General features: G+C 71.1%; 12 protein-coding genes. 5 read left to right on the top strand and 7 right to left on the bottom strand.

Features of this window, described 5'->3' with window-relative positions; all coding sequences use genetic code 11:
• Nucleotides 1-155 precede the first annotated feature (155 nt).
• Nucleotides 156-1,304 (top strand): site-2 protease family protein, encoded by a 1,149-nt coding sequence (locus ABGB12_RS21055; RefSeq protein ID WP_347680437.1) that lies wholly within the window; start codon nt 156-158, stop codon nt 1,302-1,304.
• 4 nt (nt 1,305-1,308) lie between these two features.
• Here the strand turns inward: ABGB12_RS21055 and ABGB12_RS21050 are convergent, their stop codons facing one another.
• From ABGB12_RS21050 to ABGB12_RS21030, 5 genes are all read right to left on the bottom strand, one after another.
• On the bottom strand, nt 1,309-3,816 hold the full coding sequence (locus tag ABGB12_RS21050) for an FtsX-like permease family protein (RefSeq protein ID WP_347680435.1): 2,508 nt from the start codon (nt 3,814-3,816) through the stop codon (nt 1,309-1,311).
• Nucleotides 3,813-4,529, bottom strand: coding sequence for an ABC transporter ATP-binding protein (locus ABGB12_RS21045; RefSeq protein WP_347680668.1), 717 nt, complete (start codon nt 4,527-4,529; stop codon nt 3,813-3,815). The genes ABGB12_RS21050 and ABGB12_RS21045 overlap by 4 nt, the downstream gene beginning before the upstream one ends.
• 222 nt (nt 4,530-4,751) lie before the next feature.
• A complete protein-coding gene (locus ABGB12_RS21040; protein ID WP_347680433.1) occupies nt 4,752-5,417 on the bottom strand; it encodes a response regulator transcription factor in 666 nt (221 codons plus the stop codon).
• Nucleotides 5,414-6,598 (bottom strand): sensor histidine kinase, encoded by a 1,185-nt coding sequence (locus tag ABGB12_RS21035; RefSeq protein WP_347680432.1) that lies wholly within the window; start codon nt 6,596-6,598, stop codon nt 5,414-5,416. Before ABGB12_RS21035 ends, ABGB12_RS21040 begins: the two co-directional genes overlap by 4 nt.
• A 79-nt stretch (nt 6,599-6,677) precedes the next feature.
• Entirely contained in the window at nt 6,678-7,412 is a 735-nt protein-coding gene (locus tag ABGB12_RS21030; protein WP_347680430.1) for a hypothetical protein, read from the bottom strand.
• A gap of 138 nt (nt 7,413-7,550) precedes the next feature.
• On the opposite strand from ABGB12_RS21030, the gene ABGB12_RS21025 reads away from it, so the two are divergent.
• Both ABGB12_RS21025 and ABGB12_RS21020 read left to right on the top strand, forming a co-directional pair.
• Entirely contained in the window at nt 7,551-8,474 is a 924-nt protein-coding gene (locus tag ABGB12_RS21025) for an ABC transporter ATP-binding protein (RefSeq protein ID WP_347680428.1), read from the top strand.
• A 9-nt stretch (nt 8,475-8,483) separates the two neighbouring features.
• Nucleotides 8,484-10,118 carry a hypothetical protein gene (locus ABGB12_RS21020; protein WP_347680426.1) on the top strand — a complete coding sequence of 545 codons (1,635 nt, stop codon included), beginning with the start codon at nt 8,484-8,486 and terminating at the stop codon, nt 10,116-10,118.
• A 60-nt stretch (nt 10,119-10,178) separates the two neighbouring features.
• Here ABGB12_RS21020 and ABGB12_RS21015 read toward each other — a convergent pair whose 3' ends face one another.
• The gene (locus ABGB12_RS21015) at nt 10,179-11,339 is read right to left on the bottom strand and encodes a hypothetical protein (protein ID WP_347680425.1); all 1,161 of its coding nucleotides are present in this window, start codon (nt 11,337-11,339) and stop codon (nt 10,179-10,181) included.
• A gap of 165 nt (nt 11,340-11,504) precedes the next feature.
• On the opposite strand from ABGB12_RS21015, the gene ABGB12_RS21010 reads away from it, so the two are divergent.
• Both ABGB12_RS21010 and ABGB12_RS21005 read left to right on the top strand, forming a co-directional pair.
• On the top strand, nt 11,505-12,116 hold the full coding sequence (locus ABGB12_RS21010; RefSeq protein WP_347680423.1) for a hemerythrin domain-containing protein: 612 nt from the start codon (nt 11,505-11,507) through the stop codon (nt 12,114-12,116).
• 90 nt (nt 12,117-12,206) lie between these two features.
• Complete coding sequence (locus ABGB12_RS21005) at nt 12,207-14,666, top strand: glycosyl hydrolase family 65 protein (RefSeq protein ID WP_347680421.1); 2,460 nt, start codon at nt 12,207-12,209, stop codon at nt 14,664-14,666.
• On the opposite strand, the gene ABGB12_RS21000 is transcribed toward ABGB12_RS21005, so the two are convergent.
• Nucleotides 14,651-15,664 (bottom strand): TerC/Alx family metal homeostasis membrane protein, encoded by a 1,014-nt coding sequence (locus ABGB12_RS21000; RefSeq protein ID WP_347680419.1) that lies wholly within the window; start codon nt 15,662-15,664, stop codon nt 14,651-14,653. The genes ABGB12_RS21005 and ABGB12_RS21000 overlap by 16 nt on opposite strands.
• Between the last annotated feature and the right edge of the window lie 62 nt (nt 15,665-15,726).

The following is a 15,726-nucleotide window of genomic DNA, read 5'->3' as shown; positions in this document are numbered from 1 at the left end:
GGACGGCCCCCGCGGGTCCGGCGCCGGACCCGCCGAGGGAGGGATGCCGCGCACCGGGGTGACCTTGGTCCCTGTGCGTGATCCCCCGATCGTGGCCATGATGAAGAGAAGAGCCCCAGAACACCCCTTGGTTGTCCAAAACGGACGGTGACGTTATGAGCAAGGTCCTTCCCCTCGGACGGGTGTCCGGCATCAAGATCGGGGCCCAGTGGTCGGCCTTGTTCATCGTGGGCCTGGTGACACTGATCCTGGCCACCGGGGTGCTGCCCCGGGCCGAGGCCGGTCGGCCCGCGGAGGTCTACTGGGCGATCGCCGTGCCGGTGGCCCTGGTGTTCTTCGCCTGCCTGCTGGTGCACGAGCTCTCGCACAGCCTGGTCGCGCTGCGGCGCGGGGTGCGGGTGCACTCGATCACGCTGTGGATGCTCGGCGGGGTGTCGGAACTGGAGGACGAGGCGCCCACCCCGCAGGCCGACCTCGCGATCGCGGCGGCCGGGCCGCTGGCCAGCTTCGCGCTGGGCGTGCTGTTCGGCGTGGGGTCCTTCGTCGCGTTCGTCCTGGACGCCCCCGTGCTGCTGGTCCAGCCGCTGGCCTGGCTGGCGCTGATGAACGTGCTGCTGGGCGTGTTCAACCTGCTGCCCGGCGCCCCCCTGGACGGCGGGCGGGTACTGCGGGCGATCCTGTGGCGCCGCTACCACGACCTGACGCGCGCCGACCTCGCCGCGGCCCGCGCGGGGCGCTCGGTCGGCCTGGCGCTGGTGTTCCTGGGCGGCGCGCAGGTGCTCTTCACCCAGTCGGGCGGCGGGCTGTGGACGATGCTGATCGGCTGGTTCCTCATCGTCTCCGCCAAGGCCGAGGGCACCGCGCGCCTGGTCCGCGACGCGCTCAAGGACGTCCGGGTCGGCGAGGTCATGAACCCCTCGCCCGACTGCGCCTTCGACTGGCAGGAGGTCGGCGCCTTCCTCCGCGAGACCGTCGCCTTCTCCCACCAGAACGTCTTCCCCGTCGTGGACGTGGAGGGGCGGCCTGTCGGCGTCGTCCACGCCGACCTGCTCGCCCGGCTTCCCGAGGACCGGCACGGCACCCGGGTCCGCGACCACATGACCCCGATCCCCGAGCACAACCTCCAGGGCCCTGACGCCCCTGCCGCCGACCTCCTCTCCACCCGTCCGGTGGAACGCGAACTGGTCGCGGTGGTCACCGACGGGCAGCGCGTCCTCGGCATGATCACCACCGCGGACCTGTCCGTCATCTACCGCCGCGGCATCCTCCTCCACCCGGAGGCCCGCCGTTCCATCGGCGGCTGATCGGCTACGCGCCGCCCGCGCTCAGGGACTCCACGATGGAGGCCTTGGCGGCCCGCCGCGCGGGCAGGACGGCGGCGAGCAGCCCGGCCGCCACCGCCAGCACGAGGTACAGCAGGATCTGCCCGTAGGGGAGGCTGAAGGCGAAGCTCGAGAAGAGCGAGCGGGTCGCGGCCCAGCCGAACAGCGTGCCGAGCAGCACACCCACCACCGCACCGAGCAGCGACATGATCACCGCCTCGGTGGACAGCATGCCGCGCAGCTGCCCGCGGCTGACGCCCAGCGCCCGCAGCAGCGCGGTCTCCCTGGTCCGCTCGACCACCGAGAGGGTCAGCGTGTTGACGATCCCGAACAGCGCGATGAGGACGGCCAGCCCGAGCAGTCCGGCGAAGATCCCGACCAGGGTGTCGATGGCCTTGGCGAACTCCGCCTTCATCGCGGCGCCCGTGGAGACCTTCACCAGGGGGTGGGGCCGCACGGCCGCGTCGACGGCCGCGTTCGCCTCCGCCACCGGGGTGCCCTCCCGGATGTTGACGTAGACGGCGGTGTCGTCCACCTGCCCGAAGTACCGGGTGAAGTCCGCTTCGGGGAGGATGATGTCGGGGATCATTCCGGCTTCTCCCGCGTAGACGGCGGAGACCTTCACCCGGGCCGTCCCGCTCTCCGTCCGGACCGGCACCGCTTCTCCCGGGGCGAGCCCTTCACGGGCGGCGAACGCCTCGCTGACCAGGACCGTGCCCTCTCGCAGATCCGCCAGGGATCCGTGCTTCATCTCCGGTCTCGCCACGGTTCCCAGCGACGTCTGCGTGACGGACGCCACCAGCTGCTCGTCCGAGCCGAACCTCGTCTCGACGGAGCGGATCCGGGTGACCGAGGAGAACCTCCCGGTCTGACCGCGCAGCTCCTCGGCCACCGAACGCGGAATCGTGTGCCCGGTGGCCGCCGTGTGCAGCCGGTAGTCGATGGGGAACTGCTCGAACATCCTGCGGTCGGCCGTCTCCTTGCCGCTGGCCCCCACCACGGCGAACAGGCTCATCAGACCGACCCCGACGGTCAGCGCGACGGTCGTGGCGGCGGTGCGGCGCGGCGTGCGCCGCACGTTCTGGACGGCGAGCCGCCCCGGCAGCCCGGTGAGCCGGCCGAACCGGCCGCCCGCGGGCAGGCCGATCGCCCGCACCAGCAGCGGCATCACCGCGACGACCGCGAGGAACGCCAGCGCCCCGCCGCCCGCGACGGTGAACATCGCCTCCTCCCCCGGCGTCATCCTCAGCCCGAGGACGGTCAGCGCCAGGCTCCCGCACGCGGACGGGACGGCGAGCGCCCAGCGGGCGCGTCCCAGCCGGAAGGACCGTTCACCGGGCTCCGGCTCGGCGCGGAGCGCGGCCAGCGGCGCCACCCTGGTCGCGCGGAACGCGGGCGGCAGCGCCGACAGCACCGTCACGGCCGTGCCTGCGGACAGCGCGACGACGACCGTCCGGAGGCTGAGCGACACCCCCACCGGGACCTCCATGCCCAGGGCGTTCACCGCCGCCGCCCCTCCGGCGCCCAACCCGAGCCCCACGGCCAGCCCGGCCAGCGAGCCGACGACTCCGACCAGCGCGGCCTCGGCGACGACCGCGCCGAAGACCTGCCGGCGGGTGGCGCCCAAGCAGCGCAGCAGCGCCAGCTCCCGCGCCCGCTGCGCCACCAGGATCGTGAACGTGTTGGCGATGACCAGCCCGGCGACCAGCAGCGAGATCAACCCGAAGGCCAGCACCCCGGCGGTGATCGCCTTGACGTCGGCTCCGGCCGCCGTCGACAGCCGGCTGCCCAGCTCCTCTCCGGTGATCGCCTCGACGCCGGATCCGGTGCCGCCGAGGGCGGCCCGCACCCGCTCGGGCGTCACCCGGCCCGCCACGTCGATCTCGACGTAGCCCTTCCTGCCGGTCATCCGGACGGCGGTCTCCTCGGTGAAGCCCACCCCGCCCCGCGAGGTGAGCTTCCCGTCGATGCCGACGTCGACGACACCCACCAGCCGGAAGGCGCGCGCCGTTCCGCTTTGGTCGAGCACCCGGATCCGCTCCCCCGGACGGAAACCGGTGTCCTCCGCCAGGCTCTCGTTCAGCACCGCCTCGTCCGGCGCCGCCGGGACCCGGCCTTCCAGCACGGTGTAGCGCCGCAGCGGCCCGTCGGCCGGCAGCGAGAAGCCGAGCGTCGTCATGTTCCCGTGGCTGCGGCCGTCCCGGCCCACCAGCGGCGCCTCGCCCCGGACGATGCCCCGCGCGTCGACCACTCCCGGCAGCACGCGGATCCTCTCCAGCAGCCCGGCGGGGAGCTCCTCACCGGAGCCGGACGGCAGCACCGCCACGTCGACCTTGTCGGCGGAACCGGCGAACTCCTGCGTGAAACCGGCGCGCATCAGGTCGCCGAGCGCGAACGTGCCGGTGATGAAGCCCACCCCGAGGACGACGGAGAGCGCGGTGAGCAGCAGCCGCGCGCGCTGGGCGGCCAGCCTCGCCAGGATCAGCCCGGTCATGCGCGCTCCAGCCGCTTGAGCCGGTCCAGCACGCCGTCGGGCGTCGGGCCGTGCTGCTCGTCGACGATCAGCCCGTCCCTCAGGAAGACCACGCGGTCGGCGAACGAGGCGGCCACCGGGTCGTGGGTGACCATGACGATGGTCTGGCCCAGGTCGCGGACCGACCGGCGCAGCAGCCCGAGCACCTCCCGGCCGGTCGCCGAGTCCAGGTTCCCGGTCGGCTCGTCGGCGAAGATCACTTCGGGCCGGGACAGCAGCGCCCGCGCGCACGCCACCCGCTGCTGCTGGCCGCCCGACAGCTCGGACGGGCGGTGGCCGAGCCGCTCCCGCAGCCCCAGGACGTCGACGACCTGGTCGAACCACGGCGCCTCGGGCTTGCGGCCCGCCAGCTCCAGCGGGAACAGGATGTTCTGCCGCGCCGTCAGCGTGGACACCAGATTGAAGGACTGGAAGACGAACCCGACGCGCTCGCGGCGCAGCAGGGTCAGCCGCTTGTCGTCCAGCTCGGTGAGGTCGGTGCCGCCGATCAGCACCGCACCGGAGGTGACGGTGTCGAGCCCGGCGAGGCAGTGCATGAGCGTGGACTTGCCGGAGCCGGACGGCCCCATGATCGCGGTGAACCCGCCCCGGGCGAACTCGACGGTGACACCACGCAGCGCGTGGACGGCGGCGTCGCCGCGGCCGTAGATCTTGACGACGTCGACGGCCGCCACGGCAGGAGCGGGCGGACGGGGATCCCGAAGGGGAGGGCTGGGGGCGATGCCGGTCACGGCGTACTCCTGGACTCGATCAGGCAGGAAGGGACGTGATCAACGCTAGGAAGCGGCGGACGCGCGGCCATCGGGCGCAGGTCTCGCGATCCCGTGCTCTTCCGGCTGACCCGCGCGGCCCCGGTACGACCGGAGCCGTACGACCTCAGTCGGTGGCCGCCCGGCTCAGCTCCGCGGCACCAGGCCCGTCTCGTAGGCGTACACCACGATCTGCACCCGGTCGCGCAGGTCCAGCTTGGTCAAGATGCGACCGACGTGCGTCTTGACCGTCGCCTCCGCCACGTGCAGCTCCCTGCCGATCTCGGCGTTCGACAGGCCTCTGGCCACCAGGAGCAGGACCTCCCGCTCCCGTTCGGTCAGCCCCTCGGCTCCGGGAGGGGCGGCCGGGGCGCGCCCGGGGTCGGGCAGGTGGCCGGCGAAGCGCTCCAGCAGGCGGCGCGTCGTGCTGGGAGCCACCACCGCGTCGCCCGAGTGCACCGCGTGGATCGCCTCGACCAGCTGGGCGGGCCTGGTGTCCTTCAGCAGGAACCCGGCTGCCCCCGCCTTGATCGCGGCGAAGGCGTACTCGTCCAGGTCGAAGGTGGTCAGGATGATCACCTTCATCCCGGCGGGCCCGGCGGCGGCGATCCCGCGGGTGGCCTCGATGCCGTCCATCCGGGGCATCCGCACGTCCATGAGGACGACGTCCGCCCGGGTCGCGCGCAGCAGTTCGAGCGCCTGCAGGCCGTCCCCCGCCTCGCCCACGACCTCCAGGCCGGGCTGGGCGTCCAGGACCATGCGGAAACCGGCTCTGACCAGCTCCTGGTCGTCGACGAGCACCACTTTGATCATCGGACCGCCTCCCCGGCGGGAAGCCGCACGGCCACCTCGAAGCCGCCGCCCGGGACGGGTTCCGCCCGTACCGTCCCCCCGTACAGCGCCGCGCGTTCGCGCATCCCGGCCAACCCGTGCCCCTTCCCGTCGTTCTCGGCCTCGGCGGCGCCGCGGCCGTCGTCCCGGACCTGGATCTCCACTCCGCCGTCCGTGTAGCGGAGCCTTACAGACGCGCTCGCACCCGGACCCGCGTGCTTCAGGGCGTTGGTGAGGGCTTCCTGGACGATGCGGAAGACCGAGAGCTGAAGTCCTTGCGGCAACTCCTTCGGCTCGCCTTCGACCGTGAACTCCAGAGGAAGACCGGCCTCACGTACCTGCTCGACCAGCTCGCCGAGCTGATCGACCCCTGGTTGCGGGGTGTAGGAGCCGGTGTCGTCGCTTTCCCGCAGCACCCCGAGCAGCCGCCGCATCTCGCCCAGCGCCAGCCTGCCGGTGGTGGAGATCGTCTCCAGCGCGTTCCTGGCCCGCTCCACGTCGGTGTCGATGGCGTACGCGGCTCCGTCGGCCTGCACGACCATGACGCTGACGTTGTGGGCGATGACATCGTGCAGTTCGCGCGCGATCCTGGCCCGTTCCGCCGCCATCGCCATCCGCACCTGGGTGTCGCGCTCCTGCTCGGCCTGCAGGGCGCGTTCCTCCAGGCTCTGCAGGTAGGCGCGCCGGGTGCGCAGGTAGATGCCGAAGACGAGGATCGCCACGATGAACACGGCCATCGTCGCCAGCGCTTTCAGCGCGTTTTTGACGCCCTGGTCTCCGTCGAAGACCGGCAGCGCGAACCCGAACACGCTGACGGCCGCCGCGGCCAGCGCCCACCGGACCGTCGAGCGGGACGCGACCGTGTACAGCGCGATCAGCACCGACACGTTGGCCATGTGCGGGTTCACCCCGGCCAGCCACTGCGCGAACGAGACCAGGGCGACGACCGCGAACACGCCGCGCGGCCATCTCCTGCGCCAGATCAGCGGGGTCAGGAGCCCGAAGATCATCGCCAGGAGGAACGGGTCCGGCGGCAGCTCCGCGGCGGCGGGGCCGAGCGAGGTCGGCATGAAGACCAGGGAGTAAGCGAACAGGGGAAGCGTCCACAGAAGGTCCACGATCCGGGGGTGCCGCCGCAGCCGCTCCAGCGTCTTCACGGTCATCACCGCAGCGTACGCAGGCCCCCGGCCGCTCCGGATCGGCCCGGCGGCGGAGCAGCGTACGACCTTCGTATGACCGCCGCTACTCGCCGCGGGAGCCGCGGGAGCCCTGGTAGGCCAGGCGGCGGACGGTCTGGAAGGGGCCGGTGGGGTGGAGGTCCGGGACGTTGTGCAGTTCCGGGTCGAAGGCCCCCAGGTCCTTTCCCGACCAGAGGGTGTGGACGCGCAGGGTGCCGTGGGGCCGCCAGGGGCCGAGCGGGGAGGCGCTCGCCATCCGGAAGGCCAGCGGCGCCTCGGCGACGGCGCGGTCGAACTCCTCCAGCCGGGCCGGGATCCGCCTGCTCGACTGCGGGAACAGGCCGAGGACGGCGGTCCTGCCCCTGATCGAGTAGGGCATCAGGGTGGTGTAGGCGCCGGAGGTGAACGAACTGCGGGGCACCAGGACGTGACGCAGCCCCACCCGGCGGCCGGTCGTGGCGAACAGCAGGTCGAGCAGCCCCTCCGAGGTGGGGATGTGCAGGGCGATCCCCAGGAAGTCCGGCAGTCCCCCGGGCAGGGACAGCGCCTTGGAGACCCGGACCACCGCCTCATATGTCCTGTGTTCGCCGACGCCCCGCAGGAAGTCCCCGTGGTCGATCGTCAGGGTCGCCGCGTACATGGAGCCCGCGGGGTGGAAGACGTGCCCGCCGCGCAGCCTGCTGGCCGCGCCGAACGCCCCGCGCACGGGTGCCGCCCAGAAGGGCTCCCGCACGACCGGCGGCGACTCGGCTGCGTATCGCGTGGGTTCCACTCGCTTGCGCGGTTCGGTGCTCGTCATGGTCTTCCCCTCCCCGAAACGTCCCCTACCCCCGGGTCCCGCGAGCGAACGCCGCCCATCAGGGACTTTGGACCTGTAGCTCTCCCCTGCCGGTCCCCCCTAGCCTGTGAGGCACAGAAGAAGAGGCGGAGGTGCCGGGTGACGGACGCGGCGATCAGGACCGAGCAGTTGACCAAACACTTCGGACGTGTGGTCGCTTTGGAGGGGCTCGACCTCGAGGTCCCCCGGGGGGAGGTCTTCGGCTTCCTCGGCCCCAACGGGGCCGGCAAGTCCACCACCATCCGGCTGCTGCTCAACCTCATCCGGCCCACGTCCGGGCAGGCGTGGATCATGGGCGTGCCGGTCGGCGACGTGCGGGCCGCCCACCGCCACCTGGGCTACGTGCCCGGAGACGTGTCGCTGTGGCCGCAGCTCACCGGCATGGAGATCCTCACCTACCTGGGCCGCCTGTCCGGCCGGGTGGACACCGCCTACCGGGACGAGCTCATCGAGCGGCTCCGGCTGGACCCGAGCCTGAGGGCCCGCTCCTACTCCAAGGGCAACCGGCAGAAGGTCGCGCTGGTCGCGGCGTTCATGACCCGCCCCGACCTCCTGCTGCTCGACGAGCCCACCGCCGGGCTCGACCCCCTCATGGAGGCCGAGTTCCAGGCGCTGACCAGGGAGGCGGCCGCCCGCGGCCAGACGGTCTTCCTGTCCTCGCACATCCTCGACGAGGTCGAGGACGTCTGCGAGCGGGTGGCGATCCTGCGGGACGGCAGGCTGATCGAGGTCGCCACCCTCGCCGATCTGCGAAGCATGAACGCCACCGTCTACGACGCCGCCTTCGACGGCCCGGCGCCCGACCTCTCCGGCGTGCCCGGCGTCACCTCCGTCGAGTCCATCCCCGACGACGGGATCCGGGTGACGGTCACCGGCTCCCCCGTACCGCTGCTGGAACGTCTCACCCGGGCCGGGCTGACCAGGTTGCGCAGCCACGAACCCAGCCTGGAGGAGATCTTCATGACCTACTACGAGACCCCGACGACGCAGGACGCCGAACCGGCGACCCGCCTCGACGGATAGGAGCAGCCGATGGCCCTCCTCGCCGCCGAGCCCGCGCACGCCCGGACCACGGACGCCGCCGCCGCCCGTGCCGTCCTCGGGCTGAACGTCCGCCTCATCCGGCGCGGCACCCTGCTGATGGCGCTCGGGCTCGCCTTCTTCGCCGCGGTCGAAGCCCTCAGCTACGTCGCCACCTACCCCGACCCCGCCTCCCGCTCCACCCTGGCCCAGTTCCAGGACAGCCCGGCCGTCCGGATGATGCAGGGCTTCCCGCACGCCGCCGACACCGTGGGCGGATTCGTCGCCTGGGACGCCGGCTGGTTCATGCAGTCGATCGCCGCGATCTGGGCGCTGCTCGTCACCGGGCGGCTGCTGCGCGGCGAGGAGGAGTCCGAACGCGCGGAGTTCATCCTCACCGGCCCCGTCGGCGCGGGCCGGGTCCTGCTGGCGCAGACGCTGGTGATCGGCTCGGCCCTCCTGCTGATCGGCGCCACCGTCACGGTGACGCTGATCGCGACCGGCGCGCAGCCCGCGGGTTCGGTGGTCTTCGGGCTCGGCCTCGCCGGGTTCGGGGGCGCCTTCGCCGGGGTCGCCGCCGTCCTCTCCCAGCTGTTCGCCATCCGCCGCCGCACCACCGCGCTCACCGCGGTGGCGCTCGGCGGCGCCTACCTCGTCCGGGGGGTCGCCAACAGCGACGACGCCCTCGGCGGGCTGCGCTGGCTCACCCCCTACGGCTGGATGGACGAGCTCCACGCCTTCCGGGATCCGAACTGGACGGCGCTGGCCCTGCTGATCCTCGCCCCGCTCGTCCTGACGGCGGCCGCGGCCCGGCTGCGCCGCCTGCGCGACACCGGCGGGTCGCTGCTGGCCGAACGCGACAGCCGGCCTCCCCGGGACCGGCTGCTGGGCGGGCCCACCGCGTTCGCCTGGCGCAACACCCGGGGCATGCTGTTCGGCTGGGCGACCGGCATCGGCCTGTACTCGCTGGTGATGGGCCTGCTGGTCGAGGCCGTCATGAGCTTCATCGCCGACGACCCCTCCTACCGCAAGGCGCTGGAGGCCATCGGCTGGGACGTCGGCCAGGTGGTCTCGTCGTTCATCGGGATGATGGGCATGCTGGTCGGGATGCTGATCTCGCTCTACGCGTGCTGGCGGATCGGCGCGGCCAGGGCCGAGGAGTCCTCGGGCCGGCTGGACGCCGTCCTCACCCGTCCGGTCTCCCGCTCGCACTGGCTCGGCGGCCATCTCGCCCTGGCCGTCGCCGGGGGCGTGTTCATCACCGTCGCCGCCGGCCTGCTGATGTGGGCGGGCACCCTCCTGTCGGACTCCGGCGTCCCCCTGTGGGACGTGCTGGGCGCGGCGCTCAACAGCCTTCCCGTCACGGTGTTCTTCACCGGCCTGGCGGTGCTCGTCTACGCCCTCGTGCCCCGGGCCGCCGTCGCGCTCCCCGCCGCCCTCGTCTTCACCGCCTTCCTGGTGGAGACGATCGGGCCCGGCCTGGACTGGCCGGAGTGGGTGCTGGGGGTCTCGCCCTTCCACCATCTGGCGATCTTCCCCTCCGAGCCCTTCGCGGCGGTCCCCGCCGCCGTCCTCACCGTGCTCGGGCTGGGCCTGGCGGGGGTGGGCCTGTTCGCGTTCGAGCGGCGCGACCTCGCCGGGGACTGAGAGACGCCCGGAGCCACCGCCTCCGAGAAGGGAGGCGGCGGCGCTCGGTCTCCGGGTCCGCTACTGGCGCAGCCGGTCGATCGGGTGGGGGCCCTCGGTCTCCATGCGGTAGTCGCCGCCCATGCGGTCGCGGTGCTCGGTGATGACCTCCTCGCTGGCGGGCGGGCGGCCGCCCATGAGCTCCCGCTGCATCTTCTCGAAGCGCTCGTGCGCCTCCCAGACGTAGCCGGTGCCGAGCTTGGTGAGGTCCACCTGGTTGGCCAGCAGGTCGCGGATGAACCGCTTGTTGGGCTCGAAGGTGACGGGCGCGGGCAGTTCGGGGGCGAGGATGCTCTCCGGGTCGCGCCCGTCGTAGGTGCGCATCAGGTCGCAGGCCGCGTGCAGGTGCGCGAGCTCCATGTTGAGGTGCAGCTCCCAGATCGCCTTGATCTTGGGGTCGCTCTCGGTCTCCATGAACGAGTGGTACAGGTAGCACTCGTTGTACTCGTGGTTGACGAGCCGTTCCCACCAGGTCTCGCCGGGGTCGACGAGCGACTCGTAGTGGGTGACGTGCTCCTCCTCGATCATCCCGATCTCCTGGTAGAGCTGCCGGGCGATCGGCTCCATGTACTGGGGGCCCACGTTCATGTAGAAGTTCATGGTCTGCTGCTCGGCCGCCATGATGGTCAGCGCGTGCAGCTTGGACAGCGGGGCGGCCGACTCGCGGTCGTAGGGCTCGTTGAGGTTGTCGGCGGGGTGCCGGTGGTGCTGGACGGTGGGGCGGCCCGGCATGACCTCGGTGAGGCCGTCCACGATCTCCTCGGCCTTGCGGTGCTCGATCATCTCGAAGAGGTTGGCGTACCGGTAGAGATGGTCGAAGTCCTCCAGGACCCCGAACTCGTACGCCTGGCGCAGGTAGGGGTCGGGCTCCATGCGGGCGACCCAGCCGGTCAGGTCCACCGCCACCTGCTCGTAGGCGATCGTGGTCTCCAGCACCGAGGCCTGGCCGGGGAGCAGCCAGTTCACCGCCTTCTGCTGCTGCTGCTCGACGTAGCGGACCTCGGCGAGCCTCTGCTTGACCTCCATGTCCGCGCAGACCCGGTTGAGGTGGTGGCTGAACATGACGGCCTCGACCTCGATGCCGTTCATCGTGATGACGCGGCACCGGGTGTAGGGGTCGCAGTTGTCGGGATCGATCGGTTCGACGTTCAGCTCACGCCAGCTGCGCACCTGCTTTTCCAAAGGGATTCCACGGTGTTCGAGAGGATTGAACGCCATATGACCATTCCTTTCAGAGCGCTGCGATCGGCATGGATCGCTGGATTCACCCCGCCCCTACCCGCATCAACCATGTCTCACAACAATAAAGATTTCATTACTTTTCTCACCCCACAACAGGTCATAGGCATGCGGAAGTCGGGTAAGGGCCACAACATCGACACCCTGGAAGGAACCGACATGGCCCAAACCTCCACCAAGCACACCGACGTCATCGACCTGCTCGTCGAGCAGCACGCGCAGATCCGCCACCTGTTCATGCAGACGCTGATGAGCTCGGGCGAGGAGAGAAAGCGGTCCTTCGCGCAGCTGGTGCGCCTGCTCGCCATCCACGAGACCGCCGAAGAGGAGATCGTCCATCCGATGGCGCGCAGAGCCCTGCCCCACGGCCCCGCGCTCGTCGAAGACCGGCTCAAGGAGGAGGCCAAGGCCAAGGAGCTGCTGTCCACGCTGGAGAAGATGGACACCGACGACCCGAACTTCATGTCGATGCTGGACCGCCTGCGGATGTCCGTCCTCACCCACGCCCGCGCAGAGGAGCGCTACGAGTTCCCGCAGCTGCGCAACCACCTCGGCGCGAGCCAGCTGCGCACACTGGTCACCGCGGTGAAGGCGGCCGAGGCCACCGCGCCCACCCACCCGCATCCGGGCACCGAGTCCGCCACCAAGAACCTGCTGCTCGGCCCCGTCACGGCGCTCACCGACCGGATCCGGGACGCCATCCGCTCCAGCAAGAGCTGACCCGGGGGAGCCTCCAAGGGCCGATCGGCGGGCGAACCAGTGAGGTAAGTCCGGTTTTGACCAAGGCTGTCATAGGGCAGCGTAGGCATCATGACCACCCACCTCGTCTGCTCCCTGTGCGAGATACCGGCCGGCCAGTGGCTGCTCTCCTACACCGAGGCCGACCCGACCGATGATGCGACCCGGGAGGCGCTGCTGACCCTCGGCAACGGCTACCTGGCCACGCGGGGCGCGGCACCGGAGGCCTCCGCCGACGGCATCCGCTACCCCGCCACCTACGTCGCCGGCGTCTACAACCGGCTCACCTCGGAGGTGGACGGGCATGTCAGGAGCGACGAGAGCATCGTCAACGTCACGAACTGGCTGCCCGTCACCTTCCGGCCCGAGGACGGAGCCTGGTTCACCCCCGACGGCTACAAGGTCGAACACCGGCATGAAGTGCTGGACATGCAGCGCGGCATCCTCCTGCGGGAGGTGGTCGTCCGCGACCCCGAGCAGCGCCACACCCGCCTCCAGCAGGAGCGGCTGGTCTCGCTGGACCGGCCCCACGTGGCGGCTCTGCGCACCACCATCACCCCGCTGAACTGGAAAGGGACGATCCGCGTCCGCAGCCTGCTGGACGGAGAGGTCCGCAACGACAACGTCGCCGAGTTCTCCGCGCTGGCCAAGGAACACCTCAACGAACCCACCATGGGCCACCACGGCGACACGTACTGGCTGGCCTGCGAGACCAACCAGTCCGACGTCTGCGTCGCCCAGGCCGCGCGGACCCTGCTGCACCGGGAGAACCAGCCCGTCATCGCGATCTCCAAGCCCCTCCAAGGCCCCCGCCATGTGGGGAACGAGCTGCGTCTCACCATCTCGTCAGGCGCCCCCGTGACGGTCGACAAGACCGTCACGGTCTTCACCTCGCGGGACAAGGCCATCTCCGAGCCGCTGGAGGCGGCCCGCGACGAACTCGCCGACGCCCCGGGCTTCGAGTCGCTGCGCGACGCGCACGTCCTGGCTTGGGAACACCTCTGGAAGCGCTTCCACCTGTCCTTCCAGGGCGACGACGGGACGGCCGAGCGGCGCGCCCTCAACCTCCACGTCTTCCACGTCGCGCAGACCCTGTCACGCAACACCGCCGACCTCGACGTGGGCGTCCCGGCGCGGGGCCTGCACGGTGAGGGCTACCGGGGGCACATCTTCTGGGACGAGCTGTTCGTCTTCCCGATCCTCAACCTGCGGATGCCGGAACTGACCAGGGCCCTGCTGCTGTACCGCTACCGCCGCCTCCCCCAGGCCCGGCGCCTGGCCCGCGAGGCCGGGGCGGCCGGGGCCCTCTTCCCCTGGCAGAGCGGGAGCGACGGGCGGGAGGAGACGCCCCGGCAGTTCTTCAACCCCAGGTCGAAACGCTGGATGCCCGACAACTCGCGGCGGCAGTACCACATCAACCTCGCGGTGGCCTACAACATCTGGCTCTACTATCAGGTCACCGCCGACGTCGACTTCCTCGCCGCCTACGGCGCCGAACTCCTCGTCGAGATCGCCCGCTTCTGGTCGTCCCTCGCCGAACACGACCCCCGGGACGACCGCTACCACCTGCGCGGCGTGATGGGGCCGGACGAGTTCCACGACGGCCACCCCGACCGCCCCGGCGGCGGCCTGGACGACAACGCCTACGTCAACATCATGACCGCCTGGACGCTCGCCCGCGTCAGGGAGGCGCACAAGATCCTCGGCGGGCACCACACCGAGGACCTGTGGCAGCGGCTGGGCGTCACCCCGGACGAGCTCGAGCAGTGGGACCGCATCAGCCGCAGGCTGCACGTGCCGTTCCTGCCCGGCGGGCTGATCGGCCAGTTCGAGGGCTACGCCGAGCTGAAGGAACTGGACTGGGACTCCTACCTCGCCCGGTACGGCGACCTCGGGAGGCTCGACCTCATCCTGGAGGCCGAGGAGGACTCCACCAACTGCTACAAGGCGTCCAAGCAGGCCGACGTGCTGATGCTCTTCTACCTGCTGAGCGCCGAGGAGCTCACCGCGATCCTGGAGCGGCTCGGCTACGGCTTCGACCCGGAGACCATCCCCGAGACGGTGGCCTACTACCAGGCCCGCACCACCCACGGCTCCACGCTCAGCCGGGTCGTGCACTCCTGGGTGATGTCCCGCGGCAACCGCCAGGACTCCTGGGCGCTGCTGCGCGAGGCGCTCTCCGCGGACCTCGCCGACACCCAGGGCGGCACCACCCGGGAGGGGATCCACCTGGGCGCGATGGCCGGGACCGTGGACATCCTCCAGCGCTGCTACACCGGACTGGAGACCCGGGCCGACGCGCTGCGGCTGCACCCCTGCCTGCCCGACACCCTCAAGTGGCTGGACTTCGACCTGCGCTACCGGGGCCACTGGCTGCACTTCCAGATCAGCCACGACCAGGTGCTGGTGCAGGCGAAGCCGGGCGCCGCCGCCCCCGTCGACATCGTCCTGGACGGGCGGAAGCACGTGCTGGGCGGCGGCGACCGCATCCTCCACCAGCTATCCGAGAAGCCGCCTCACTCCTCCTCCTGACCCTCGGCCCGGGCCCCCGGAGCGCGCCTCACCACGACGGTACCGGCGTGGGCGCGGGCCGTCGGGTCGAGGCGGACCTTGACGAGGCTGGCCACCGTCGTGACGAGGAGGATCACCCCGATGACGCCCAGCGAGAACGGCGTCGTGATGACCGGGACCGCGTCGCTGAGGTCGTGGGCCCAGTGCAGGACCAGCTTCACGCCGATGAACGCCAGGATCAGCGACAGGCCCGTCGACAGGTACACCAGCCGGTCCAGCAGGTCGGTCACGAGGAAGAACAGCGCCCGCAGGCCGAGCAGCGCGAACGCGTTGGCCACGAAGACGATGTAGGCCTCCTGCGTCACGCCGAACACCGCCGGGATGGAGTCGAGCGCGAACAGGATGTCCGTGCCCCCGATGGCGACCAGGACGACGAACAGCGGCGTCACCACCTTCCGGCCCTCGATGTTGGCGATCAGGCGCCCGCCCACGTACTCGTCGGTGACGGGCAGGAACCTCCGGGAGGCCCGCACCAGCAGGTTGTCCTCGATGTTCGGGTCCTCGTTGCGGTGCCGGAAGAGCTGCACGGCCGTCCACAGCAGCAGCAGCCCGAACAGCAGGAACATGAAGGAGAACAGCGACAGCAGCGCCGCGCCCAGCGCGATGAGGACGGCCCGCAGCAGCAGCGCCAGCAGGATCCCGAACGTCAGGGCCTCCTGCTTGAGCCGGTCGGGCACCGCGAACGTCGACATGATGATCACGAAGACGAAGAGGTTGTCGACCGACAGGCTCTTCTCGACGATGTACCCGGCGAAGTACTGCCCGCCGTAGTCCCACCCGACCTGGCTCGCCAGCACCACGCCGAACCCGAGGGCCACCAGGATGTAGAACGTCGACCAGGCCGCCGCCTCCTTGAACCCCACGTGGTGCGGCCGCAGCACGCCCAGCCCCAGGTCCAGGACGAACAGGGCGGCGATGAAACCGATCGTCAGACCCCATCCGAGTGCCGAAATCTCCATCCCGTCCTCCTACCCGCTGCCCGTTCCGGCGGTCACCGCTGATCGATCCGGCGGTCTCCTCC

This window comes from Actinocorallia sp. B10E7 (assembly GCF_039871655.1).
In the GTDB taxonomy this organism is placed as follows: Bacteria; Actinomycetota; Actinomycetes; order Streptosporangiales; family Streptosporangiaceae; genus Actinocorallia.
Note: the sequence above shows the minus strand (reverse complement) of the source record. Positions and strands in the feature narration are given on the sequence as shown.